The 19,699-nt window shown below is 73.0% G+C and carries 12 protein-coding genes and 1 riboswitch; of the genes, 6 read left to right on the top strand and 6 right to left on the bottom strand.

The annotated features are described in order from the left end of the window. Positions 1–2 precede the first annotated feature (2 nt). On the bottom strand, positions 3–959 hold the full coding sequence (gene mdh, locus IPH07_08600) for a malate dehydrogenase (protein MBK6917444.1): 957 nt from the start codon (positions 957–959) through the stop codon (positions 3–5). A gap of 656 nt (positions 960–1,615) precedes the next feature. Between mdh and IPH07_08595 the strand changes: the two genes are divergently transcribed. Both IPH07_08595 and IPH07_08590 read left to right on the top strand, forming a co-directional pair. Beyond that, positions 1,616–2,167, top strand: coding sequence for a hypothetical protein (locus tag IPH07_08595; GenBank protein ID MBK6917443.1), 552 nt, complete (start codon positions 1,616–1,618; stop codon positions 2,165–2,167). Continuing rightward, on the top strand, positions 2,158–2,751 hold the full coding sequence (locus IPH07_08590) for a hypothetical protein (GenBank protein ID MBK6917442.1): 594 nt from the start codon (positions 2,158–2,160) through the stop codon (positions 2,749–2,751). Before IPH07_08595 ends, IPH07_08590 begins: the two co-directional genes overlap by 10 nt. Here IPH07_08590 and IPH07_08585 read toward each other — a convergent pair. Continuing rightward, the gene (locus IPH07_08585; GenBank protein ID MBK6917441.1) at positions 2,723–3,286 is read right to left on the bottom strand and encodes a hypothetical protein; all 564 of its coding nucleotides are present in this window, start codon (positions 3,284–3,286) and stop codon (positions 2,723–2,725) included. The genes IPH07_08590 and IPH07_08585 overlap by 29 nt on opposite strands. Positions 3,287–3,435: 149 nt before the next feature. Beyond that, positions 3,436–3,640, bottom strand: a riboswitch (cobalamin riboswitch). Positions 3,641–3,686: 46 nt separating this feature from the next. Next, complete coding sequence (locus IPH07_08580; GenBank protein ID MBK6917440.1) at positions 3,687–4,052, bottom strand: hypothetical protein; 366 nt, start codon at positions 4,050–4,052, stop codon at positions 3,687–3,689. A gap of 198 nt (positions 4,053–4,250) precedes the next feature. On the opposite strand from IPH07_08580, the gene ybgF reads away from it, so the two are divergent. From ybgF to IPH07_08565, 3 genes are all read left to right on the top strand, one after another. Then, entirely contained in the window at positions 4,251–5,192 is a 942-nt protein-coding gene (gene ybgF, locus IPH07_08575; GenBank protein MBK6917439.1) for a tol-pal system protein YbgF, read from the top strand. Between the two features lie 5 nt (positions 5,193–5,197). Then, a complete protein-coding gene (locus tag IPH07_08570) occupies positions 5,198–6,667 on the top strand; it encodes a LysM peptidoglycan-binding domain-containing protein (protein ID MBK6917438.1) in 1,470 nt (489 codons plus the stop codon). A gap of 62 nt (positions 6,668–6,729) precedes the next feature. Next, entirely contained in the window at positions 6,730–7,530 is an 801-nt protein-coding gene (locus tag IPH07_08565) for a DNA-processing protein DprA (GenBank protein MBK6917437.1), read from the top strand. A gap of 15 nt (positions 7,531–7,545) precedes the next feature. Here IPH07_08565 and IPH07_08560 read toward each other — a convergent pair whose 3' ends face one another. The 3 genes from IPH07_08560 to ligD form a co-directional block, all read right to left on the bottom strand. Next, complete coding sequence (locus tag IPH07_08560; protein ID MBK6917436.1) at positions 7,546–15,309, bottom strand: tetratricopeptide repeat protein; 7,764 nt, start codon at positions 15,307–15,309, stop codon at positions 7,546–7,548. Positions 15,310–15,371: 62 nt separating this feature from the next. Next, on the bottom strand, positions 15,372–15,986 hold the full coding sequence (locus IPH07_08555; protein MBK6917435.1) for an alpha/beta hydrolase: 615 nt from the start codon (positions 15,984–15,986) through the stop codon (positions 15,372–15,374). Between the two features lie 95 nt (positions 15,987–16,081). After that, positions 16,082–18,670 (bottom strand): DNA ligase D, encoded by a 2,589-nt coding sequence (gene ligD / locus IPH07_08550; GenBank protein ID MBK6917434.1) that lies wholly within the window; start codon positions 18,668–18,670, stop codon positions 16,082–16,084. A gap of 204 nt (positions 18,671–18,874) precedes the next feature. On the opposite strand from ligD, the gene IPH07_08545 reads away from it, so the two are divergent. Next, a complete protein-coding gene (locus IPH07_08545; GenBank protein ID MBK6917433.1) occupies positions 18,875–19,690 on the top strand; it encodes a Ku protein in 816 nt (271 codons plus the stop codon). Positions 19,691–19,699: the final 9 nt, after the last annotated feature.

Here is a 19,699-nt window from a genome sequence, read left to right as displayed (position 1 = left end):
TCTCACTTCTTTCCGTAGGGGAGGATCGCGACGACCTCGCGCACCGCCTTGGCGGAGACCTCGAGCATCTCCTTCTCCTTGGCGCCGAGCTTCATCTCGATGACCTTCTCGACACCCTTGCTGCCGAGCACGCAGGGCACGCCGATGTAGAGGTCCTTGTAGCCGTACTGCCCGTCGAGGTAGGCGGCACAGGGCAGCACGCGCTTCTTGTCGCGGACGATCGACTCGACCATCGCGATGCTGGCGGCCGCGGGCGCGTAGTAGCCCGAGTAGCCCAGCAGGCCGACGATCTCGCCGCCGCCGTTGCGGGTGCGCGCGATGATGGCGTCGATGGTGTCCTGCGGCAGCAGCTCGGTGAGCGGGATGCCGCCGACCGAGGTGTGGGTCGGCAGCGGCACCATGGTGTCGCCGTGGCCGCCGAGCACCATGCCGTGGATGTCCTCGACCGAGACGCCGAGCGCCTGCGCGATGAAGTACTTGTAGCGGGCGGTGTCGAGCACGCCGGCCATGCCGATCACGCGCTGCGACGGGAAGCCCGACTCGGCCAGCATCACGTGGCACATCGCGTCGAGTGGGTTGCTCACGCAGATGAGCACGGCCTCGGGCGAGCGCTGGGCGATCTGGCGGGTGACCTCGCCGACGATCTGGCGGTTGATCTCGACCAGCTCGTCGCGGCTGGTGAACTTGCCCGTGACGGGGTCCTTCTTGCGCGGCACGCCGGCGGTGATCACGACCACGTCGGAGCCGGCGGTCTTGTCGTAGTCGTTGACGCCGATGACGTCGCAGTCGAAGTCGAACACCGGCGAGGCCTCCGACAGATCGAGCGCCTTGCCCTGCGGCAGACCTTCCTTGATGTCGACCAGCACCACGTCACCGAGGTGCTTCTGCACTGCCCAGTGGGCGGCGGTGGCTCCGACGTTTCCAGCTCCGACGATCGTGATCTTGTTGCGGCGTGGCATGGTGTCTTGGGCTCTTCGCGACGACGGTCGCGGGCGCCCGTATAGCACGAAGGCGGCGCTCTCGGGGCTCCCCGAGGGCGCAGCGTGCGACGCTGCCGGCGCGCTCGCGAGTCCGATCACGTGCCCGCCGGCGTCGCGACCGGACGGGCGCGCCCGCGCGCGTGGGACCCCGCATCGCGCGACTGGCGGGCCAGGACCGGCACGCGTTGCGGGGTTTCGCCGCGGGCTGTTAGCGTTGCCGCTCGCTCCCGCCCGTGCTCTGCGATGCCACGCCCGATGACAGTGCCGCCGCGGCGGACCCCAGTCGACGTGCCGTCGCGCGTGCTGCTACCGCTGCTGCTCGCGCTGCAGGCGGGCTGTCGCGTCGGCACCTTCGCCTGTGAAGGCGCGGACGCGTGCGTCGACGGTGGCGCGGTCGGGACCTGTCAGCCCGACGGATGGTGCAGCTTCGACGACGCCACCTGCGGCAGCGGACAGCGCTACGGCGAGCATGCACCGGCCGCGCTCGCGGGCACCTGCGTCGACGCCGGCGGTTCGACCCACGTCGAGCTCGGCGAGGGCTCGTCGTCGGTCGCGTCGAGCCTGGCAACGCTCGGCACCAGCGAGAGCACCAGCGATGGCGGCTCGTCGTCGTCGAGCAGCGGCGCCGCGGGGGCGTGTGCGGCGACGGCAGCCTCGATCCCGGCGAGGCCTGCGATCCAGGCTTCGATGGCTTCGGCAACTGCACGCCCACGTGTCAGCCCAACGTGTACGACGACGGCTGGGTCGGACCCGACGAGGCCTGCGACGGCGGCGATGCCTGCGACGCCGCGTGCAGCTTGCGATGCGGCAACGGGGTGCTCGATCTCGGTGAGGCGTGCGATGTCAGTGCCGCCGATCCGGGCGTGCTCGACTGCCATGCGCTCGGCTTCGAGAGCGGCGTGGCGACCTGCCGCGCGTGCGTGCTCGACACCAGCGCGTGCGCACCGTGCTCCTCGCTGGGGTGCACGTGCGTGAACGGGGAGACCTGCGCGCGCGGACGCAGCTGCGTGGCCTCGCCGTTCACGGACGTCGGGCGCTGCCTGCTCGACTGCGAGATGGGCGAGGACTGCGAGGACGAGGCGCAGTGCGTGGCCTCGCACTGCGCGATCCCTTGCATGCCGTTGTCCGACGCGTGCCCGCGCGGCAGCGTCTGCACGAGCGTCGTACCGAACTACATATGTCTGTGAAGCACGACGACACCCGACCCCGCCTGGTGACCCACCTGCCCGCGTTCGCATGGGGCCTCGGTGGCGTCGCGGTGTTCCTGGGGCAGGGCATCACGCGCCTCGCCGGTCGCTCGCTCGAGGCCATCGACGCCGGTCTGACCACGACGCAGTGGATCGCGATGATCCTGTGGATCGCGTTCATGGCCCACGCCGAGGGCCTGCGTGGGTTCCACCGCCGCTTCTCGCCGCGCGTGGTCGCGCGGGCGATCGCGCTGGGTGAGCACGCCACGCCGCTGCGGATCGCACTCGCGCCGGCCTTCTGCATGTCCTATTTCCACGCCACGCGGCGGGGTCTCGTGGTCGCGTGGTCGGTGTCGCTCGGCATCATCGGGCTGGTGATGGTGGTCAGCCAGCTCTCACAGCCGTGGCGCGGCATCGTCGACGCCGGCGTCGTGGTCGGGCTGGCGATCGGTGAGGTGAGCCTGCTGTGGTACGCCCTGCGGGCGCTGCGGGGCCAACGGCCGCCGATGGACCCCAACCTCCCCGAGGAGGATCGGGATCCATCGGATGCGCGGGTCACTGCGGCGTCAGGCGGCTCCAGCTGAAGCCGCCGCAGCCGGCGTTGGCAGGGTCGGCGGGATCGGCCGGCGTCGCGGCGGCGGCCGCCTCGGCGCTGTCGAGCCCGAACGCGGCCTGGCAGTACCACAGCTCGTCGGGCAGCGTGGTCCAGTCTAAGCGCGACCAGGTGTCGTCGTCGTCGCTGTGCGCGACGAGGGTGTGCGCTGTGTTGTCGAAGCTGTCGATCGCGTAGGTGAAGACGTCGGCGCCGAAGGTCTGCACCCACTGCGTCTGCGTGATCTCGTGGGCGCCGCCGAAGTCGTCGACCCACTCGCCGACGATCGCCAGCGCCTCGCCGCCGTCGCTCGAGCCGCCGTCGCTCGAGCCGCCGTCGCTCGAGCCGCCGTCGCTCGAGCCGCCGTCGCTCGAGCCGCCGTCGCTCGAGCCGCCGTCGCTCGAGCCGCCGTCGCCGTGGGTGGAGGTGTCGCTGGCGTCGTCGCCGGTGCACGCGGGGACGAGGATGAACAGGGGCACCGACGCGCAGGCGCGGTGCAGGACCGAGAGGATTGCAGGACGGATCATGTGGTGGACTCCCGAAGCGATGTCGCGCGCATCGACGTTGGGTGTCCCCGGCCCACGACGGGGCCCTTGCTCCCCGGCGAGACCTCGGGTGGGTCCGTCGGGAATCGCCGGCCATCCGCGTGGTCCGGGGACGATTCGATCACGCCCTCGCGAAGGGCGTGTCCAACGGCAGGTCTTCGGGCTCGCAGGCTCTTGGGTGACCTACTGATCGCGCTTCCCAGTCGCCCCTCGTCGGGGGTCCCAGTGCGGGTGCGACGTTCGTTCCTGCATACCGCTGCGGGACAGCCGCGGAGTCTCACCGCGTTCCCTCTTGCCCCGTCGCCTTCGCGACGGACCGTCGGCGCGCGCACGATGCCACGGAGCGTCGCCCGTGCAAAGCCTCGCAGTCGCGCAGCGTGATTCAGGAGCTGGCGTTGAACTCGAAGCCGACCAGGCAGCGGATTTCTTTGACGTCGCCGGGCTTGAACCGCGGCGTCACCAGCGTGCGGTGCCGGTTGTGGAACGCGTGCTCGAGCGCGAGCACCTGGCTGTCGGTCAGCTTGGAGGCCGGGCACGAGGTGCCGCCCCAGCGGTACTCGTCGATCTTGCCATCGGACTTGCGCACGCCGATCGATCCCAGCGAGCCGGCGTCGTCGCTGCCCTGGGTGTTGAGCGCGAAGCGGACGATGCGACCCTGGGCGCCAGCCTCGTCGGCGGCGGCGGGCGTCGCGACGAGTCCGAACAGGAGGGCAAACGCGGGGGCGAACACGTGCTTGTCGAGCTTCACGTCGCCTGCGAGCTTCGCATCATTTCGGCAGCGTTGGGAGTCAGGAGGGCGCGCGAAGCCGGGCCCTCCTGGTGCATCCGGCCGTTCGATCCCACGCCGCCGCAGCGCTCCCTCGCCCCGGCCGGGCCTCGGGGCCGGCCGCTTCGGTCGGGTTTTTGGCGGGCTCGGACCAGGGTTGCTAGCCTGGTCCACCAGAGCATGGCGCAACCCGTAGCAGCGAATCGAGCCCGCGCGCGACCGCGACCCCGCAGTGCAGGGCCGATCGCGGGTTGGCTGGCGCTGGCGCTCGCGCTGCCCGGCTGTGCCCATGGCGCGGCCGCCAGCCGCACCGCCGCCGCCGCCCACGACCAAGCCGAGCTGGTCGACGCGCTGCGGCGCGACAACACCGCCATGCGTCGACGGCTCGCGGAGCTGGAGGATCGCGTGGTGCGGCTCGAGCACGACGCCGATGGCTACGGCCCCGAGGATCGAACGCTGCCGGTGGTGCGGCTGCAGCCCCGCGCGCGCGCCGAGGCCGAGCCGCCCCCTGACGAGGCACCGTCGCCGCGCAAGCGCGCCCCGACGCGCACGCTGGGTAACCTGCCCAACTCTGGTGCGCCCGACGACGATGCGTGGGAGGACCACGAGCCGCTCACCGCCGGCGAGGCCAGCGTCGGTCCCGACAAGGGCGCGAGCTATCGCCTGGTGGGCACGCGGCTGGTGCAGCTCACCAAGGACAACGCGCCCACGCGTCCCGACCGACCTCCGCGCGACGCCGCCGGCAACGCGGTGCTGACCGAGTACGAGACTGCGATGGCGCTGTACAAGGCCGGCGAGATCGGTGGCGCCGAGCGTGCCTTCGACATCTTCGCGCGCGACCACGCCAAGCACGACTACGCCGACAATGCGCTCTACTGGAAGGGCGAGGCGGCCTACGACCAAGGGCACTTCGACGACGCGCTCGCGGCGTTCACCGCGGTGGTCGAGCGCTACGGTGGTGGCAACAAGGCCGCCGACGCGCTGCTCAAGATCGGGCTGTGCTACGGCAAGCTCGGCGACGACGCCAACGCGCGCGACGTGCTGGTGGGCCTGGTCGATGCGTACCCCGACACCCGCGCCAGCGACATCGCCCGCGCGCGGCTGCGCGAGCTCGAAGGGTGATCACGATGCGACGCACGCTGCCGGCCTTCCTCTTGTCGCTGTGGCCGTTGACCGCCGCTGCCGCGCCCGCGGCCGACGACGACGGTGCGCTGGCACCCGGCACCGGCAGCTACTCGCCGCAGCCAGGGGTCGACGCCGCCAACACCCGTCGCGCCGCGGCCATCGATGCGGCCTTCGGCACGCCGCCCGCGGGCGGTCGCAACGACCCGAGCACCAGCGACGACCCCGGCTTCGGCGCGCGTGGAGCCGCGAAGTCTGCCGATCAGACCTACGGCTCGACGGCGCGCTCGTTCAACGCCGCCGGCGAGGTGGTCGACGGCCTCGAGCTGTACGACGAGCGCTTCGACGAGGATCCCGACTACGCCGACCAGGTGCCGGACGTGCACGTGGTCCAGCGCGGTGACACGCTGTGGGACATCTCGGGCTACTACCTGCGCGACCCCCATGCGTGGCCGCGGCTGTGGTCGTGGAACGAGCACATCACCAACGCGCACTGGATCTTCCCCGGTGACCGCGTGCGGCTGTACGACCCGCGCCGGGGTCCGGGCAACACCAACCAGCCCAACCTGCGCTTCAGCCAGACCCACGTGCCCGAGGGCGCGACGCCGCAGAGCTTCGTGCTCAACCAGACCGCGTTCGTCGACGCGGCGCAGTTCGACACCGCGATGAAGATCGTCGGCGGCGGCGAGGCCAACGTCATGATGTCGACGCTCGACACCGTGTACATGAGCTACGACCGCTCGCGGCCACCGATCCCCGGTGAACGCCTGGTGGTCTACGCGCCGCACGAGAAGGTCTACGATCTCAAGAACCGCAAGGTCATCGGCTACATCGTGCAGATCATGGGCGAGGTCGACGTGCAGACCATCGCGCGCAACACCGCCGAGGGCACCATCGCGGTGGCGGTGAACCCCGTCGAGCGGGGGTATCGCGTGGGCCCGCTGCGTCGCCAGTTCCGCCGCGTCGACGAGGTCCCGGCCGAGAAGTCGGCCGCCGGCCTGGTGGTCGCGACCATGAACGACACCAGTCCGATCCCGATCGCCAAGACCCGCAAGCGCAAGAGCCTGCTGGGCGATCACGTGTTGGTCGGCGAGACCCAGTTCGTGGTCATCAACCTCGGCAGCAAGCAGGGCCTCGAGAACGGCAACGTGCTCGAGGTCGTGCGCAAGGGCGATGAGTACACCAAGAAGCGCGTCTTCAAGATCCCCTACGAGGACGGCTGGCCGCGGCGCGTGATCGGGGCCCTGGTGGTGTTGCAGACCCAGCAGGACACGGCGTTGTGCGCCACGACCTACGCGCGCCGCGAGATCGAGCGCGGTGACCACGTCGAGCTGCGGGGTCCCGAGATCCTCGAACGCGAGCGCAAGCAGCAGGACGCCGCGACCCGTGGCAAGCCGGAGCTCGAGGCCAGTGGCCAGACCAAGTCGGGCAGGGGCTCGCGCAAGGCCGGCGGCAAGGTCAGCATCGGCGGCTGACGCGGTCGGCCGCGCGTGCACAGCTGCAACGGCCCGATTGCGCCGGCCGACGCACACCGGCGGTGAGTCGCCGGTCGATCGACGCCGCGCAGTTGGGCCTGGCCGGGGCGCCAAGGCGCTTCGAGCTGCATGGCGCGCTCCCGCCCTCGCCGCGGCTGGCGATCGTGGGCAGTCGCGCGATGCTGCACGCGCTCGCCCGCGAGGTCGAACAGGCGGTGCGCGTCGCCGCCGAGCACGGCCACGCGGTGGCCTCGGGCGGTGCGATCGGCATCGATGCCGCGGTGCACCGCGCCGCGCTCACCCACGGTGTGCCGCAGCTGGCGGTGCTGCCCTGCGGCAGCGATCGCCCCTATCCCGCGCAGCACCGCGGGTTGTTCGAGGCCATCGCGGCCGCACCCGGCAGCGGCGTGCTGTTCGCCCAGCCATCCGGCACGCCGCCGCGCCGGGCGATGTTCGTGAGCCGCAACGCGTTGTTGGTGGCGCTGTGCGACGCGTGCGTGGTGATGCAGGCCGAGGCCCGCTCGGGCAGCGAGACCACCGGCCGGCTCGCACTGCGCCGAGGCATCGCGGTGGCCGCGGTGGTGGGGACGCCAGGGTGCGCGGCGCTGGTCGCCGCCGGTGCGCGGGCGCTGCGGCCGGGCGACGGGCCCGAGGCGCTGGTGGCGTGGCTGCAGGGCCGCGTCGCGCCGGTCCACTGGCCGCAGGCGCTCGAGCCTTTGCGCGCGCGGCTGCAGCTCGCGGGTGCCCGCGGTGCGTCGCTCGATCGGCTCGGTGGCCCCGCGGTCGCGCTCGATCTGCTGCGCGCCGAGGCGCTGGGCCTGGCGCTGCAGATTGCACCCGGCGTGTGGGTGCCGGCGGGCTGACGCCCGCTGCGGCTGCTAGCCCTCGCCGAGCTCCGCGAGGAAGTCGGCGACCTCGCTCGACTCGGGCTCCTCGTGCTTGGCCTTGCGGGCCCACAGCACCGCGCGCTGACGATCGCCGCGGCGGTGGGCGATCTTCGCCTGCCGCAAGAACGCCGAGGTGCGACTGATCGGGCACTCGCCGTCGATCAGCGTGATGGTGCGCAGCACCTTCACCGCCAGGTCCCACTGCTCGAGCGCCTCCGCGAGGTCGGCGAGCTCGCCGGCGATCTGGCCGTTGTTCTTGTCGTGGCTGAACGCGGTCTGCAGCTCGGTCAGCTGCTCGTCGGTGGCCCCGCGGGCGCCAGCGGTCCGCGAGCGGCCGTGGTGCAGCAACGCGAGCTCGGCGGGCTTGCGCGGGCGCGCGTCGGCCATCGCCGCGTCGAGCAGGGCCTGCGCCGCTTCGACCTCGCCGAGCGACAGCTGGATGTCGGCGAGCAGCGCGGTCGCGCCGAGATCGCCGGGCAGCAGCTCGAGGATGGTCGTCACCAGCGGCAGCGCGGCCTCGGTGTCGCCCTGCGCCACGAACAGCGCCGCCGCCTGTTGGATCAGCTCGAGCCGAGCCTGCGGGTCCTCGGTGTCCTCGGCGGTCTGCGCCAGCAGGCGGGCGAGCTCGCGATCGGCTCCGATCTGCTCGTAGATGCGACGCAGCTCCTCACGGATCTCGATGTTGCCCGGCTGCTTGCGCCGCGCGTGCTCGAGCCCGGCGCGGGCCTCCTCGGGGCGGCCGAGCTGGCGGCAGGCGTAGGCCAGTCGCAGCGCGGCGGTGACCTGCGCCTCGCCTTGCTCGAGCGCGACCAGTCGCGCGCAGGCCTTCGCGACCGCGTCCCAGCGATCGTCGGCGGCATCGATCTCGATCAGGATCTGCAGCGCGCCGGTGTCCTTGCGCTCGCGCTCGAGCCACTCGGTCAGCACGTTGCGGGCGTCGTCGCGGCGCTCGAGCAGCTGGTACAGCTCGACCACGCGGACCAACGCAGCGCGCTCGACCGCGGTGTCGCCGTCGATGCGCGCGGTTGCCAGCCGTTGCTCGATCGCCTCGACCAGCGCGTGCGCGGCGTGGGCGGCATCGATCGCCGTCGCCGCCTCCAGATCCGCGATCGCGGCGTCGAGCCGATCGGCATCGTCGCCGCGTTGACGCAGCTGCGCGCGCGTGGTCAGCAGCGGCAGACGATCCTGCTCGTCGTCGGTCGCGTCGAGCACCTCGCCGAGCACCGTGATGGCACGTGCGAGCTCGCCGGCGTTGGCCAACGCGCTGGCGTACTCGAGCCCGAGCTCGGCGTCGGCGCGGCTGCTGGTCCAGGCCTGGGCGAGCACCTCGAGCGCGGCGTTCACGTCACCGAGCAGATCGCGGTGCAGCGCCGCCGACTGCCGGAGGATCGCGACGCGGGCGGTGGGATCCTGCTCGACCTGCGCGGCGGTGCGGAGCACCTCGGCGAGACCGCGCCAGTCGCCGCGGTTCTCGTAGGCACGCTCGAGCCGGCGGCGGACGTCGCCGTGGTCGGGCGCGCGACGGTGGGCGGCGACCAGAGCTGCGAGCTCGGCCTCGGTGTCGCCGCGCGCGGCGTGGCGATCGGCGAGGTCGATGGCGAGCGCCGTGCCGGTGTCGGGCGGCTCGATCTGGATCAGCGTCCCGAGCACCGCGACCAGCTCGTCGAAGGCGTCGTCGCCGAGCCACTTGGAGGCCGCGTAGAGCAGGCGGCGGTCGTTCGGCGCCCACTGCAGACCCGTGCGGATCGCCGACAGCGCGTCCTCGCGGTCATCGTCGGCGAGGCGCTGCGCCAGTGCCAGCGCGCTCGCGGCCACCGCGGCCGAATCGCCGCGCGCCTGATCTTCGACCAGCTGCTCGCGCATGAGGTCGGTGATCTCGCCGCCCCGACCGGTGCGCTCGAGCAGCTCGAGCAGCAGCGCGCGCGCCTGCGCGTGATCGGGTTGCTCGCGCAGGACCTCCTGCAGCACCGCCGAGGCCTCGTCGCGCGGGTCGCCGGCAGCCAACAGCGCCTGCACCAGCTCGAGTCGCATCGCGATGCGCTCGGCGGCGCCGGCCAGCGAGTCGAGTGTCTCGTCGACCAGACGATGCAGTCGGTCGGTGTCGCCGCCGCGGCGGTACAGCGCCGCCAACGGCTCCCAGGCCCCGCGCAGCGAGGGATCGCGCTCGAGCAGCGCCTCCCACACCCGCACCGCGCCGTCGTCACCGACCGCGTCGGCGAGGCGTTGCGCCAACGCCAGCAGCTCTGCGGGTGGGCACACACCCGCGGCCTCGACGAACCACTGCACGGCGCCGTCGTGTTCCTCGGTCGCGAGGTGGTCCTCGGCCAGTCCGATCATCGCCCACGCGGTGCGTGTGCCGGCGTCGAGCATCGCGCTGCCGAGCTCGACGGCGCGCAGCATCAGCGCGCGCGCGCGGGCCTGTTCGCCCCGACGACGCGCGAGTGTCGCGGCCTCTTGGACCTCGTCGGGGGTCGCCTCGGGCAGCGCCACGCGCCGCTCGAGCGCCTGCAGGATCGCGCCCTCGTCCTGACTCTTGCGGGCGACCTGCTCGAACAGCTGCAGCAGATCGGCGCGCGGGGCCTGACGCTCGGGGTCGGTCGCGCGCGCGAGGATGCGGGCGGCTCGCTCGTGGCGAGGGTTGGCCGCCAGCGCGCGCTGCAGGGTCTCGATGCCGTCGTCGATGGCGTCGGGATCGGCGAGCTGCACCTCGGCCATGCGATACAGCGCGTCGGCACGGGTCTCCGCGGCGGACTCGCCGAGCGTGGTGAGCCGCTCGAGGATGCGCATCTGTTCGGAGGTGTCGCCGCGCAGCGCCGCGACCCGGGCCGCGGCCCGCCACACGTCGACCTCGCGCACCGAGGTGCCCTCGGCCTGCGCGAGCAGATCGGCGGCGCGCTCGTAGTCGCCCCAGTCGCGCTCCATGACCTCGGCGAGCCGCAGCAGCAGCTCGCAACGCACGTGCACGTCGGAGGTGCGCCGGGCCTTCTCCAGCTGCTGCTCGAGCTCGTCGGCGTAGCGCTGCACGTGGCCGCTGCGGGCCGCGGCCTCGCGCGCCTCCTGGTTCAGCGCAGGGTTGCCGGGGTCGGCGGCGATCGCCAGCAGGTAGTGCTCGAAGGCCCGGTCGTGATCGTCGTCGGCGGCGTAGGCCCGCGCGAGGTCGGCGAGCACCTCGGCACGGCGTCGGCGATTGTCGACGCTGTGCAGGCGCAGCTCGAGCACGCGACGCAGCAGGGCCTTGTCGCCGCGCTGCTGCAGGACCCGCTGCAGCGCGGGCGCCTCGGCATCGCTGTGGACGATGACCTCGAGCGCCGACTCGACGAGCTCCTGGGCCTGGGCCTGCTCGCCGCGCTCGCGCGCGATCGTGGCCAGTTCGTACAGCACCTGCGCGGCGCCGATGGGGGAGCGCGTGCGCTCCTCACCGTCGGGCGGTCGGCGCACGAGCATCAACAGGGCCCGGTACGACCGCTCGGCGCGATCGAGCTGGCCATCCTCGCGGGCGGTCTGCGCGAGCATGTGCATGATCGCCGGGTTGCTGGCATCCATGCCGGCGGCGAGCTCGAGCTGATCGAGCGCCTGGTCGCGCTCGCCGGCGGCGTGCAGGACCTTCGCGAGCAGCAAGTGGGCCGCGGCGCGCTCGGGCGAGCGCCGGCGGCCGTAGTCGGTGATCAGCGCCTCGAGCACGACGCGGGCCTCGTCGGTGCGGCCGGCGACCCGCAGGCCGTCGCCCAGGCGCGCCCGCAGCCCGCGATCGGCGTCGCCGAGCGCGATCGCCCGCATGAGCACCGGCACCGCCTGGTCGGGTTGATCGAGGCGGTCGCCATAGATCTCCGCGGCCTCGCGGGCGTAGCTCAGCACGGTCGCGTCGTCGGCGACCGCCTCGGAGGCGATGACGAGCGCGCGCGCCAACTTCTCCCAGTTCTCACGCGAGCGGTACAGCCGCAGCAAAAGCTTGCGGACCTCGCCGTTCTTGGGCGCCTCCTCGAACGCGGCCTCGAGTGTGGCGATGGCGTCGCGCTCGCGCTCGGCCTGCAGCAGCGCGCGGCCCAGTCGCAGCAGCACCGGCACGCGCGCGCCGGCCTCGGTGCTCTGCAGCCGTCGCTGCAGGCACGTGGCCGCCGCCGCGGGCTCGTTGCGCGCGAGGTGCAGGCGCGCGAGGGCATCGAGGGCGTCGTTGTCGGGGACCAGCCCGACCTGACGCGTCAGCGCTGCGATCGCGCGCGCGCTGTCGCCGAGCCGATCGCCGGCGATGCCGGCGGCCATCGACCACAGCTCGGCGGCACGCCGCGACTCGCCGGCGCGCTCGAGGATGTCGGCCTGGGCCTCGAGCACGTCGCACAGCTGGCCGTGCCGACCTTTGTCGTGCAGGATCGTCGCGAGCGCGTCGATGGAAGCGACGTGGCCGGGGTGCTCGGCGAGGTTGCGTTGCAGCGCGTCGACGCGGCCGCCGCGGCGCTCGAGCTCGCCGACCAGAGCCGAGAGCTCGAGTCGCAGCTGCAGCCGCCGCGCGAGCTCGTCGGTGAGGTCGAGCTCGCGGGTGCGCAGATGAACCAGCTCGAGCACCTGGGACTCCGCCTCGCACAGCGCGGCGAGCTCGGCCACCAGCCCACGGTCGTCGGGGCGCGCGGTCAGCAGGTGCCGGAGGATCTCGATCGCGCGACGGCGATCGCCGTGCTCGACGCACGCACGCGCGGCGCGATGCTCGAGCGCCTCGACCTGGGCGCGCGGCAGCGGCAGCGTCGCGGCCTGCAGCAACGCCTCGATGGCGGCGGCGCGATCGCCCTGCGCGAGCAGGCCGTCGACCCAACGCGCGAGCGATGCGGTGGTGGTGTCGACCAGCGCTTCGTCGGCGCGCGGACCGGCAGCCCGCAGCAGCCGCGCGGCCTTGTGGTGGAGGTTGGCGGCGAGTTCGCGGGTCGCCGGCGCTTCGGGGGCCGAGGCCGCCAGCAGCTCGACCGCCTCGCGCAGCGACACGAGCTGGTCGGGCTGCAGGCGATCGAGCGCGAGCAGGCTGTCGAGCAACCCGGGGTCGCCGAGCTCTCGCTGCAGTGCGACCAGCTGCGCGAGCGCGGTGACGTCGTCGGGGGTGCGCAGGTGGGCGCGCGCGGCCGCAGCAGCGGCGGCCGCGACATCGTGGCAGTGCTCGTGGGCCCAGCGCGCGGTGAGCAGCTCGAGCTGCCGCGCGATCGCGGGCGGCAACGCGGCGGCGGCGATCGCCGGCGGCATCGCGGCGACCAACTCGGTCCAGGCGTTGCGGGCCGCGGCCGCGGCCGTCAGCGCGTCGATCGAGCCGCTGTCGACCTCGCCGCGAAGGCGACAGATCGCGAGCGTGCCCGCGGTCGCGTCGGCGAAGCGACCCGCGCGTGCGGCTGCCCGCGCGACCGATCGCTGGATGTCGATCGACTCGGGGTCGTGCTCGCCGGCGGCCGCGTAGGCCCGCACGGCACCGTCGGGGTCCTCCAGCTCCCGCTCACGCACGCGGCCCTCGGCGGCGTGCAGGTGCGCGGCCCTTGCCGGGTGCGCGGCGACGGCGGTGGCGGTGCGGTAGGCGTCGGCGACGGTGTCCCAGCGCCCGGTCGCGGCGCCCAGACGCAGCAGGTCGTGCTCGAGCCCGGTGTCGGTGGGGTCGAGCGTGAACGCGTGCGCGATCGACTCGAGCGCTGCCGCGGCGTCACCGGCGTGCAGCTCGTGCAGCGTGGCGGCCTCGCGCAGCACCGCGATCGCACGGCGTGGCTCCTGGCTGCGACGTACGCGGGTCTCGACCAGCTCGAGCAGGCCGTCGGCGTCGCCGCGACGGCCGTAGGCGATCGCGAGTGCATCGGCGGCGGCGTGGCCCGCGGTGGCGTCGTCGAGCAGCGCCCGCAGGCCCGCACGTGCGTCTGCGTTGCCGGGATCGATCGCGAGCGCGTCGGTGTACGCGGCCACCGCCGCGGCGGCGTCGCCCAGCGAGACCCGCTGCACGTCGCCGAGCCGCACCGCCAGCGCGCACGCACGATCCCGCAGTGCATGGGAGGCCGCCTCGGCGACCCGCGCCCGCTCGTTGCTGCGCGACGATTGCTGGAGCAGGGCGTCGAGCGCGTCGATGGTCTCCGGCTCGTCGCCGAACTCGCTGCGGATCTCGATCCAGGTCGCGATCGCGTCGTCGATCGCGGCCAGCTCGGTGGCCTGCAGGCGTGCGCGCCACACCAGGTCGGCGCGTCGTTGCTGCGGCAGTGTGGCTGCGGCCGCGCGCTGCCCCAGCGCCGCGACCAGCTCGACGGTGCGGCCGTGGCGATGCAGCACCTCGATGCTGGCGTCGAGCGCGTCGCGGTCCCGCGGGTCGGCGGCGAGCCGGCGGGCGTAGGCCGACAGCGCGCGCTCGGGCTGTCCGAGCGCGTCGGCGAGCCGGCCGGCCTCGCCGAGCACGGCGCGGCGCAGCGAGGCCGAGTGCTCGAGCTCGGCGAGCTGCTCGAGCAGGCCCAGGCGCTGCTCGTCGCGGCCCGCGGTCGCGAGCAGCTCGCCCAGCTGATGGGCGGCCGACAGCGCGAGCGAGCGATCGGCCTCGCTGTCCTCGACCACGCGGGCGAGCAGCGACGCGGCCTGCTCGGGCGCACCCAGCCGCTGGGCGTGGATCTGCGCCGCCTCGTAGCGCAGCGACATGCGCAGGCTCGGCTCGGCGGTCTGCGCGGCGCCGACCAGGGCGTCGGCCAGCACCGCGTGCAGCTTGGCGCGATCGGCCAGCACCCGCAGCTGCTTGCGGGCGTCGGTGTCGGCGGGCTCGAGCTGCAGCAGGGTCGCGAAGTGGGCCATCGCCTCGGCGTCGCGGTCGGCGATCGCCAGCCGCGTGCCCGCCTCGCGATGCAGCGCGAGGCGCTCGCCGCCGTCGGCGAAGCCGAGCGCGCGCTCGATCGCACGGATGACCTCGGCGCCGCGACCGGTGGCGTCGTAGCTCTTGCGCAGCAGTGCGAGCGCGCCCAGGCGCACCGCGTCCGGGGCGCCTTCCTGCGCGAGGATCGACTCGAGCAACGTCAGCCCGCCCTCGTGATCGGGCGCGTCGCCGACCAGCACGCGCAGCTCCTCGAGTGCGGGGCCGGGCGCGTCGAGGTGGCGGATGAAGGCGTTCGCGATGCGCAGGCGCGTCGCGCGGGCCTCGAGCGTGGGCATGTCGAGCACGCGGCCCTGCCACATCTCGATGAGGTCCTCCCAGCGGCGCTGACGCTCGAGCAGGCGCTCGATGCCGGCGACGACGGCGAGGTTGTTGGGCTCGAACTCCAGCTGCAGCTGCAGGTAGTCGACCGCGCGGTTGGGGTCGGCCGCGAAGTCCTTGGCGATGTGTGCGGCCTCGTCGAGCAGCTGCTTGCGCCGCTGCGCGTTGGGGGCGTGGGCGAGTGCGCGGTCGTAGACGTCGAGCAATGCGTCCCACCGCTCGGCCACGGTCAGCACCACCACCAGCCGCTGCAGCGCCCAGTCGGCCTCCGGATCCAGCTCGACGATGCGCGTGAACAGCACGCTCATCGCATCGGCATCGTCGCCGAACCACTCCTCGTGGAAGCGTGCGGCCCGGCGCGCGAGCTCGGTGCGGACCGGACGCGAGAGCTGGCCCTCGAGCACCTCGCGGTAGACCGCCGCGAGATCGTCGGGCCGCTGCAGCGCATCGGCGAGCTCCTCGGCCTGCGCCCATGCGTCGGCCTGCTCGGGGGCCGCGCGGACCTGCTCGAGCACCGCCTGGAACGACTGATCGGGTGCTGCCGTGCCGCCGCCTCTGGATCCCTGCGCCATCGCTCGTCCTTCCGAGAAACTCCACATCCGTCCACCGTCGGGCGCACTGCGGAGGACGCCGACTATACCAGGGGCTCGCGCGGCTCGGCGGGCGTCGACGCGTGTGCGAGCATGAAATCGGCGACCGTGCGCGCCAGCTCGGCCATCACCTCGGCCGCGTCGCGACCCGAGCGACGCAGGACGTCGAAGCCGTGATCGGCGTGCTCGACCACGTGCAGCTGCGCGCTCGCGGGCAAGCAGGGCGCGAGCCGTGCGACCTCGCCGAGCTCGTCGCGCGTGCCCTGCAGCACCAGCAGCGGATGGGGCAGCTGGGCCAGATGATCCGCCCGGTGTGTGGCGGGCTGCCCACGCGGATGCAACGGGAAGCCGAATGCGACCAGGCCCACCACCGGCAGCGGCGACATCGAGGCCGCCAGGGTGGTCATGCGTCCACCCATCGACTTGCCGCCGGCGAAGCAGGCCAGCTCGGGCCAGTGGGTGGCGCAGGCCGCAGCGGCCGCGCGTACGCACGCCAGCAGCAGCGGCTGCGCATCGATGCGCCGGCGCTTCGCCTCGGTGTAGGGGAATTGATAGCGCAGCGTGGCCACGCCGCAGGTCGCGAGCGACTCCGCGAGCGCGACCATGAAGCGGTGGTGCATGTCGGCCCCGGCCCCGTGCGCCAGCGCGAGCGCGCCCACCGACGCGGTGCCCGGCGCGGCCTCGCTGGCGAGCGCCGAGACCTCGCCGCGCTCGCCGCTCGGGGCGCTGTAGGGGATGCGCAGTGGCGTGGTGTTCATTCGGTCAGCTCCAGCAGGCGCTGCAGGATGGCCGGCAGGTCGGGGCGCAGCGTGAGCACGTCGCGCATCGGATCTCCGACTGCGGCCAGCCGCGCGGGCACCGTGCGGAGGTTGAAGTCGTGGGTGTCGAGGTCGTCGCGCAGCTCGTGCCAGTGCAGCGGTGTCGACACCGGCGCGCGGGGCAGCGGCCGCAGCGACAGCGGCGCGACCAACAGGCGGCCGTGGCCGTTCTGCAGGAAGTCGATGTAGACGCGGCCCCGTCGCGAGGGCACGTGCCGCTCGATGGTCGCGATGTCGTGCAGCCGCCGCGCGACCACCTGGGCGAGGATCTCGCCCAGTGCGCGACACTGCTCGAACGTGCACTGACGGCCCAGCGGTAGCAGCACGTGCAGGCCGGTCGACCCGCTGGTCTTGAGGAACGCCGGCATCTCGATGTCGCGGCACAGCGCCTCGATCTCGCGGGCGATGCGGACCACGTGGACGAACGGTGCGCCCTTGGGGTCGAGATCGAGGATGCACCAGTCGGGGTGCTGCAGATCCTGCAGCCGACTGCCCCACACGTGCAGCGGGATGGTCGCGAGGTTCGCGACGTACGCGACCGCATCGACCTCGTCGCACACGAAGTACTCGATCTCGCGCTCGGCGTGCTCGCTCCACATGGTCTTGGTGCGCAACCACGACGGGATGTAGGGCGGCGCGTTCTTCTGGAAGAACGACTTGCCGGCGATGCCATCGGGGTAGCGGGTGAGCACGAGCGGCCGGTCGCGCAGGTAGGGCAGCAGCCACGGCCCGACCTCGCGGTAGAACCCCACCAGGTCCTGCTTGCGCAGACCGTCGTCGGGCCAGAACAGCTTGTCGGGATTCGACACCACCACGCGGTGCGGGCCGGCAGTCGGGGCCGCCGCGGCGGCCTCGCGATCGGCCAGCGCCAGTGCACCGTCGTCGTCGTCACCGTCGTCGTCGAGCGGCGTGGTGTCCGTCGGTGCGGATGCAGCCGCGGGCTCGCCGGGCGCGTCGGCGTGGCCGGTGGTCGGCATCGTGCAGTCGGCGGCCGGCTTGTCGGGCCGCGTGCGCAGGAACACCGGGTGTCGCAGCAGACCCTCGTCGGTGCGGTGCTTGAAGCGGACCTCGACGACCAGCTCGGGCGCCACCCACACGAACCCGTGGCCGCTCGGGATCGGCCCGGCACACGCCGGCGTGTCGCGGACGCGGCGATCGAGCGCGGCCCGCAGGCCCGCGAGCGCGGCCTCGTCGAAGCCGCTGCCGACGCGGCCGACGTAGATCAACGCGCCGTCCTCCCAGGCCGCCAGATGCAGCGCACGCAGGCCGGTGCGGGTGCCCTCGGGCAGCGTGAACCCGACCACCACGAAGTCGGCGGTGTGCTCCGTGCGCAGCTTGATCCACTGCGGGCTGCGGCCGCCGACGTAGGCCGCGTCGGCCCGCTTGGCGACCACGCCCTCGAGCCCCAGCGCCTCGATCTGTGCCCACAGCGCGAGGCCTTCGGTGGCGACGTGATCGGCGTAGCGGATCGCACCCGCGCGGGGAAGTAGCCGCTGCAGCAGCTGCTTGCGCAGCGACAGCGGCAGCGGTCGCAGATCGAAATCCTCGAAGCCCAGCAGATCGAAGGCATACAGCACCACCGGGTGCTCGCGCATGGCCCGGTCGACGTCGCGGGCGCGCAACAACAACGCGCGACGCTGCAGGCGCTGGAAGTTGGGCCGCGCGTCGTCGTCGAGCACCACGACCTCGCCGTCGAGCACCACGTGCTCGTAGGGCAGGGCGGCGAGCGTGCGGCTGATCTCGGGGAACGCGGCGGTGGCCTCGAAGCCGCTGCGGTAGCGCAGCTCGGGGCGGTGCTCGGTCGCGCCCGCAATCACGCGGTAGCCGTCGTACTTGAGCTCGAACCACCAGCCCTCGCGACGAAACGGGGCCTCACCGACCTGCGCCAGCATCGGCTCGACCGCCGCCACGACCACCCGGCGTCGTGGCGCGCCGGCCTCGAGCAGTGCCGCGCGCAGCTCGGCGGTGCGACCGAACCCCTCGCGCAGCTGCTCGATCGTGAGACCCGAGAGCACCGAGCTGTCGTCGGGCGGCTGGGCGCCGGCGCGCACCGAGCCGCCGTCGGGCTTCTTCATCAGCAGCCACTGCTTGCCGTCGCCGCCGGCAGTCCGCACCAGCGTCCAGACCCCGCGCAGTTTGTGGCCGTGCAGCTCGAACAGCAGCTTGCCGTCGCGGTAGCCCTCGTCCATGGGGATGTGCGCGGTGTAGATGCCGCGGTCCCACACGATCATCCCGCCCGCGCCGTAGTTGCCGTCGGGGATGATGCCCTCGAAGTCGACGTACTCGATCGGGTGGTCCTCGGTCTCGACCGCCATGCGCTTGTCGTCGGGGTCGAGCGAGGGCCCGCGGGGCACCGCCCACGAGCGCAGCACACCGTTCATCTCGAGCCGAAGGTCCCAGTGCATGCGCCGTGCGGCGTGCATCTGGATCACGAACAGCTTGGGGCCGCCGGGCGAGGTCGTGGGCACGCCGCCGAACGGCTCCGCCGTGCGATCGGCCGAGCGCTTCTCGCGGTAGCGCGTCAGTGTGCCGGCGTCGGCGGCGGGCGCGGGCGCTCCCGGGCGGGCCTTGCGGCGGCCGTATCGACTCGATCGCGCCAAGCGGGCCTCGGTCGGCGGGTGATCGCGCCGCCGCGCTCACGCCAGTGTGCCACGGTGCCGCACGGCCCGGGTAGTCCCCGCAGCAAGCGCTTTGCAATCGTCGCGGCGGCGTCGCAAGGTAGAGCGGTCATGGCCGCGCGTGCGATCTCGTCGGGCACCATCGCCTTCGGCTTGGTGTCGATCCCAGTGAAGCTGTTCACGTCGGTGTCACCCTCCGACGGCATCCACTTCAACAACCTCCACAAGGACTGCGGTACCCGGCTCAAGTACCAGTTCCACTGCCCCAAGCACGACGTCGTGGTCGGGCGCGACGAGACCGTGAAGGGCTTCGAGTTCGCCAAGGGGCAGTACGTCGTGTTCACCCCCGACGAGCTCGACGCGGTCGAGGAGCAGGCCACCGGCGGCATCGACATCGTCGAGTTCGTGCCCATCTCCGAGGTCGACCCGATCTACTACGACAAGGCCTACTACCTCGCGCCCGAGGAGGGCGCCGCGCGGGCCTACCAGCTGCTCGCCGAGGCGTTGCGCGCGACCTCGCTGGTCGCGCTGGCGAAGTACGCCGCGCGTGGCAAGCAGTACCTCGTGCTCCTGCGGCCGGTGAAGCTCGGGCTCATCATGCAGCAGCTCCACTATCCCGCCGAGGTGCGGCAGATGTCGGAGGTGGGCATCGAGCAGGCCGACCTGCGCGACGGCGAGCTCGACCTCGCGATCAAGCTGGTCGAGCAGGGCGCGCGCAAGAACTTCCGCCCCGAGCAGTACTCCGACGAGGTGCGTGCCCGCATCGAGGCGCTGATCCAGCGCAAGGTCGACGGACAGGACATCACCGCGGCGCCGCAGGCCAGCCCCAAGGCGCAGGTCATCGACCTGATGGCCGCGCTCAAGCAGAGCCTGGGCGCGGGAGAGCCGCCCGCGGTCGCCGCGGGCGACGGCACCACCGACGGCTGACCCGCGCCG

It is taken from the genome of Deltaproteobacteria bacterium, assembly GCA_016709225.1.
Taxonomy (GTDB): Bacteria; Myxococcota_A; Polyangia; order Nannocystales; family Nannocystaceae; genus Xiheibacterium; species Xiheibacterium phototrophicum.
The sequence above is the reverse complement of the archived record's forward strand: the minus strand, read 5'-3'. Positions and strand labels throughout refer to the sequence as shown.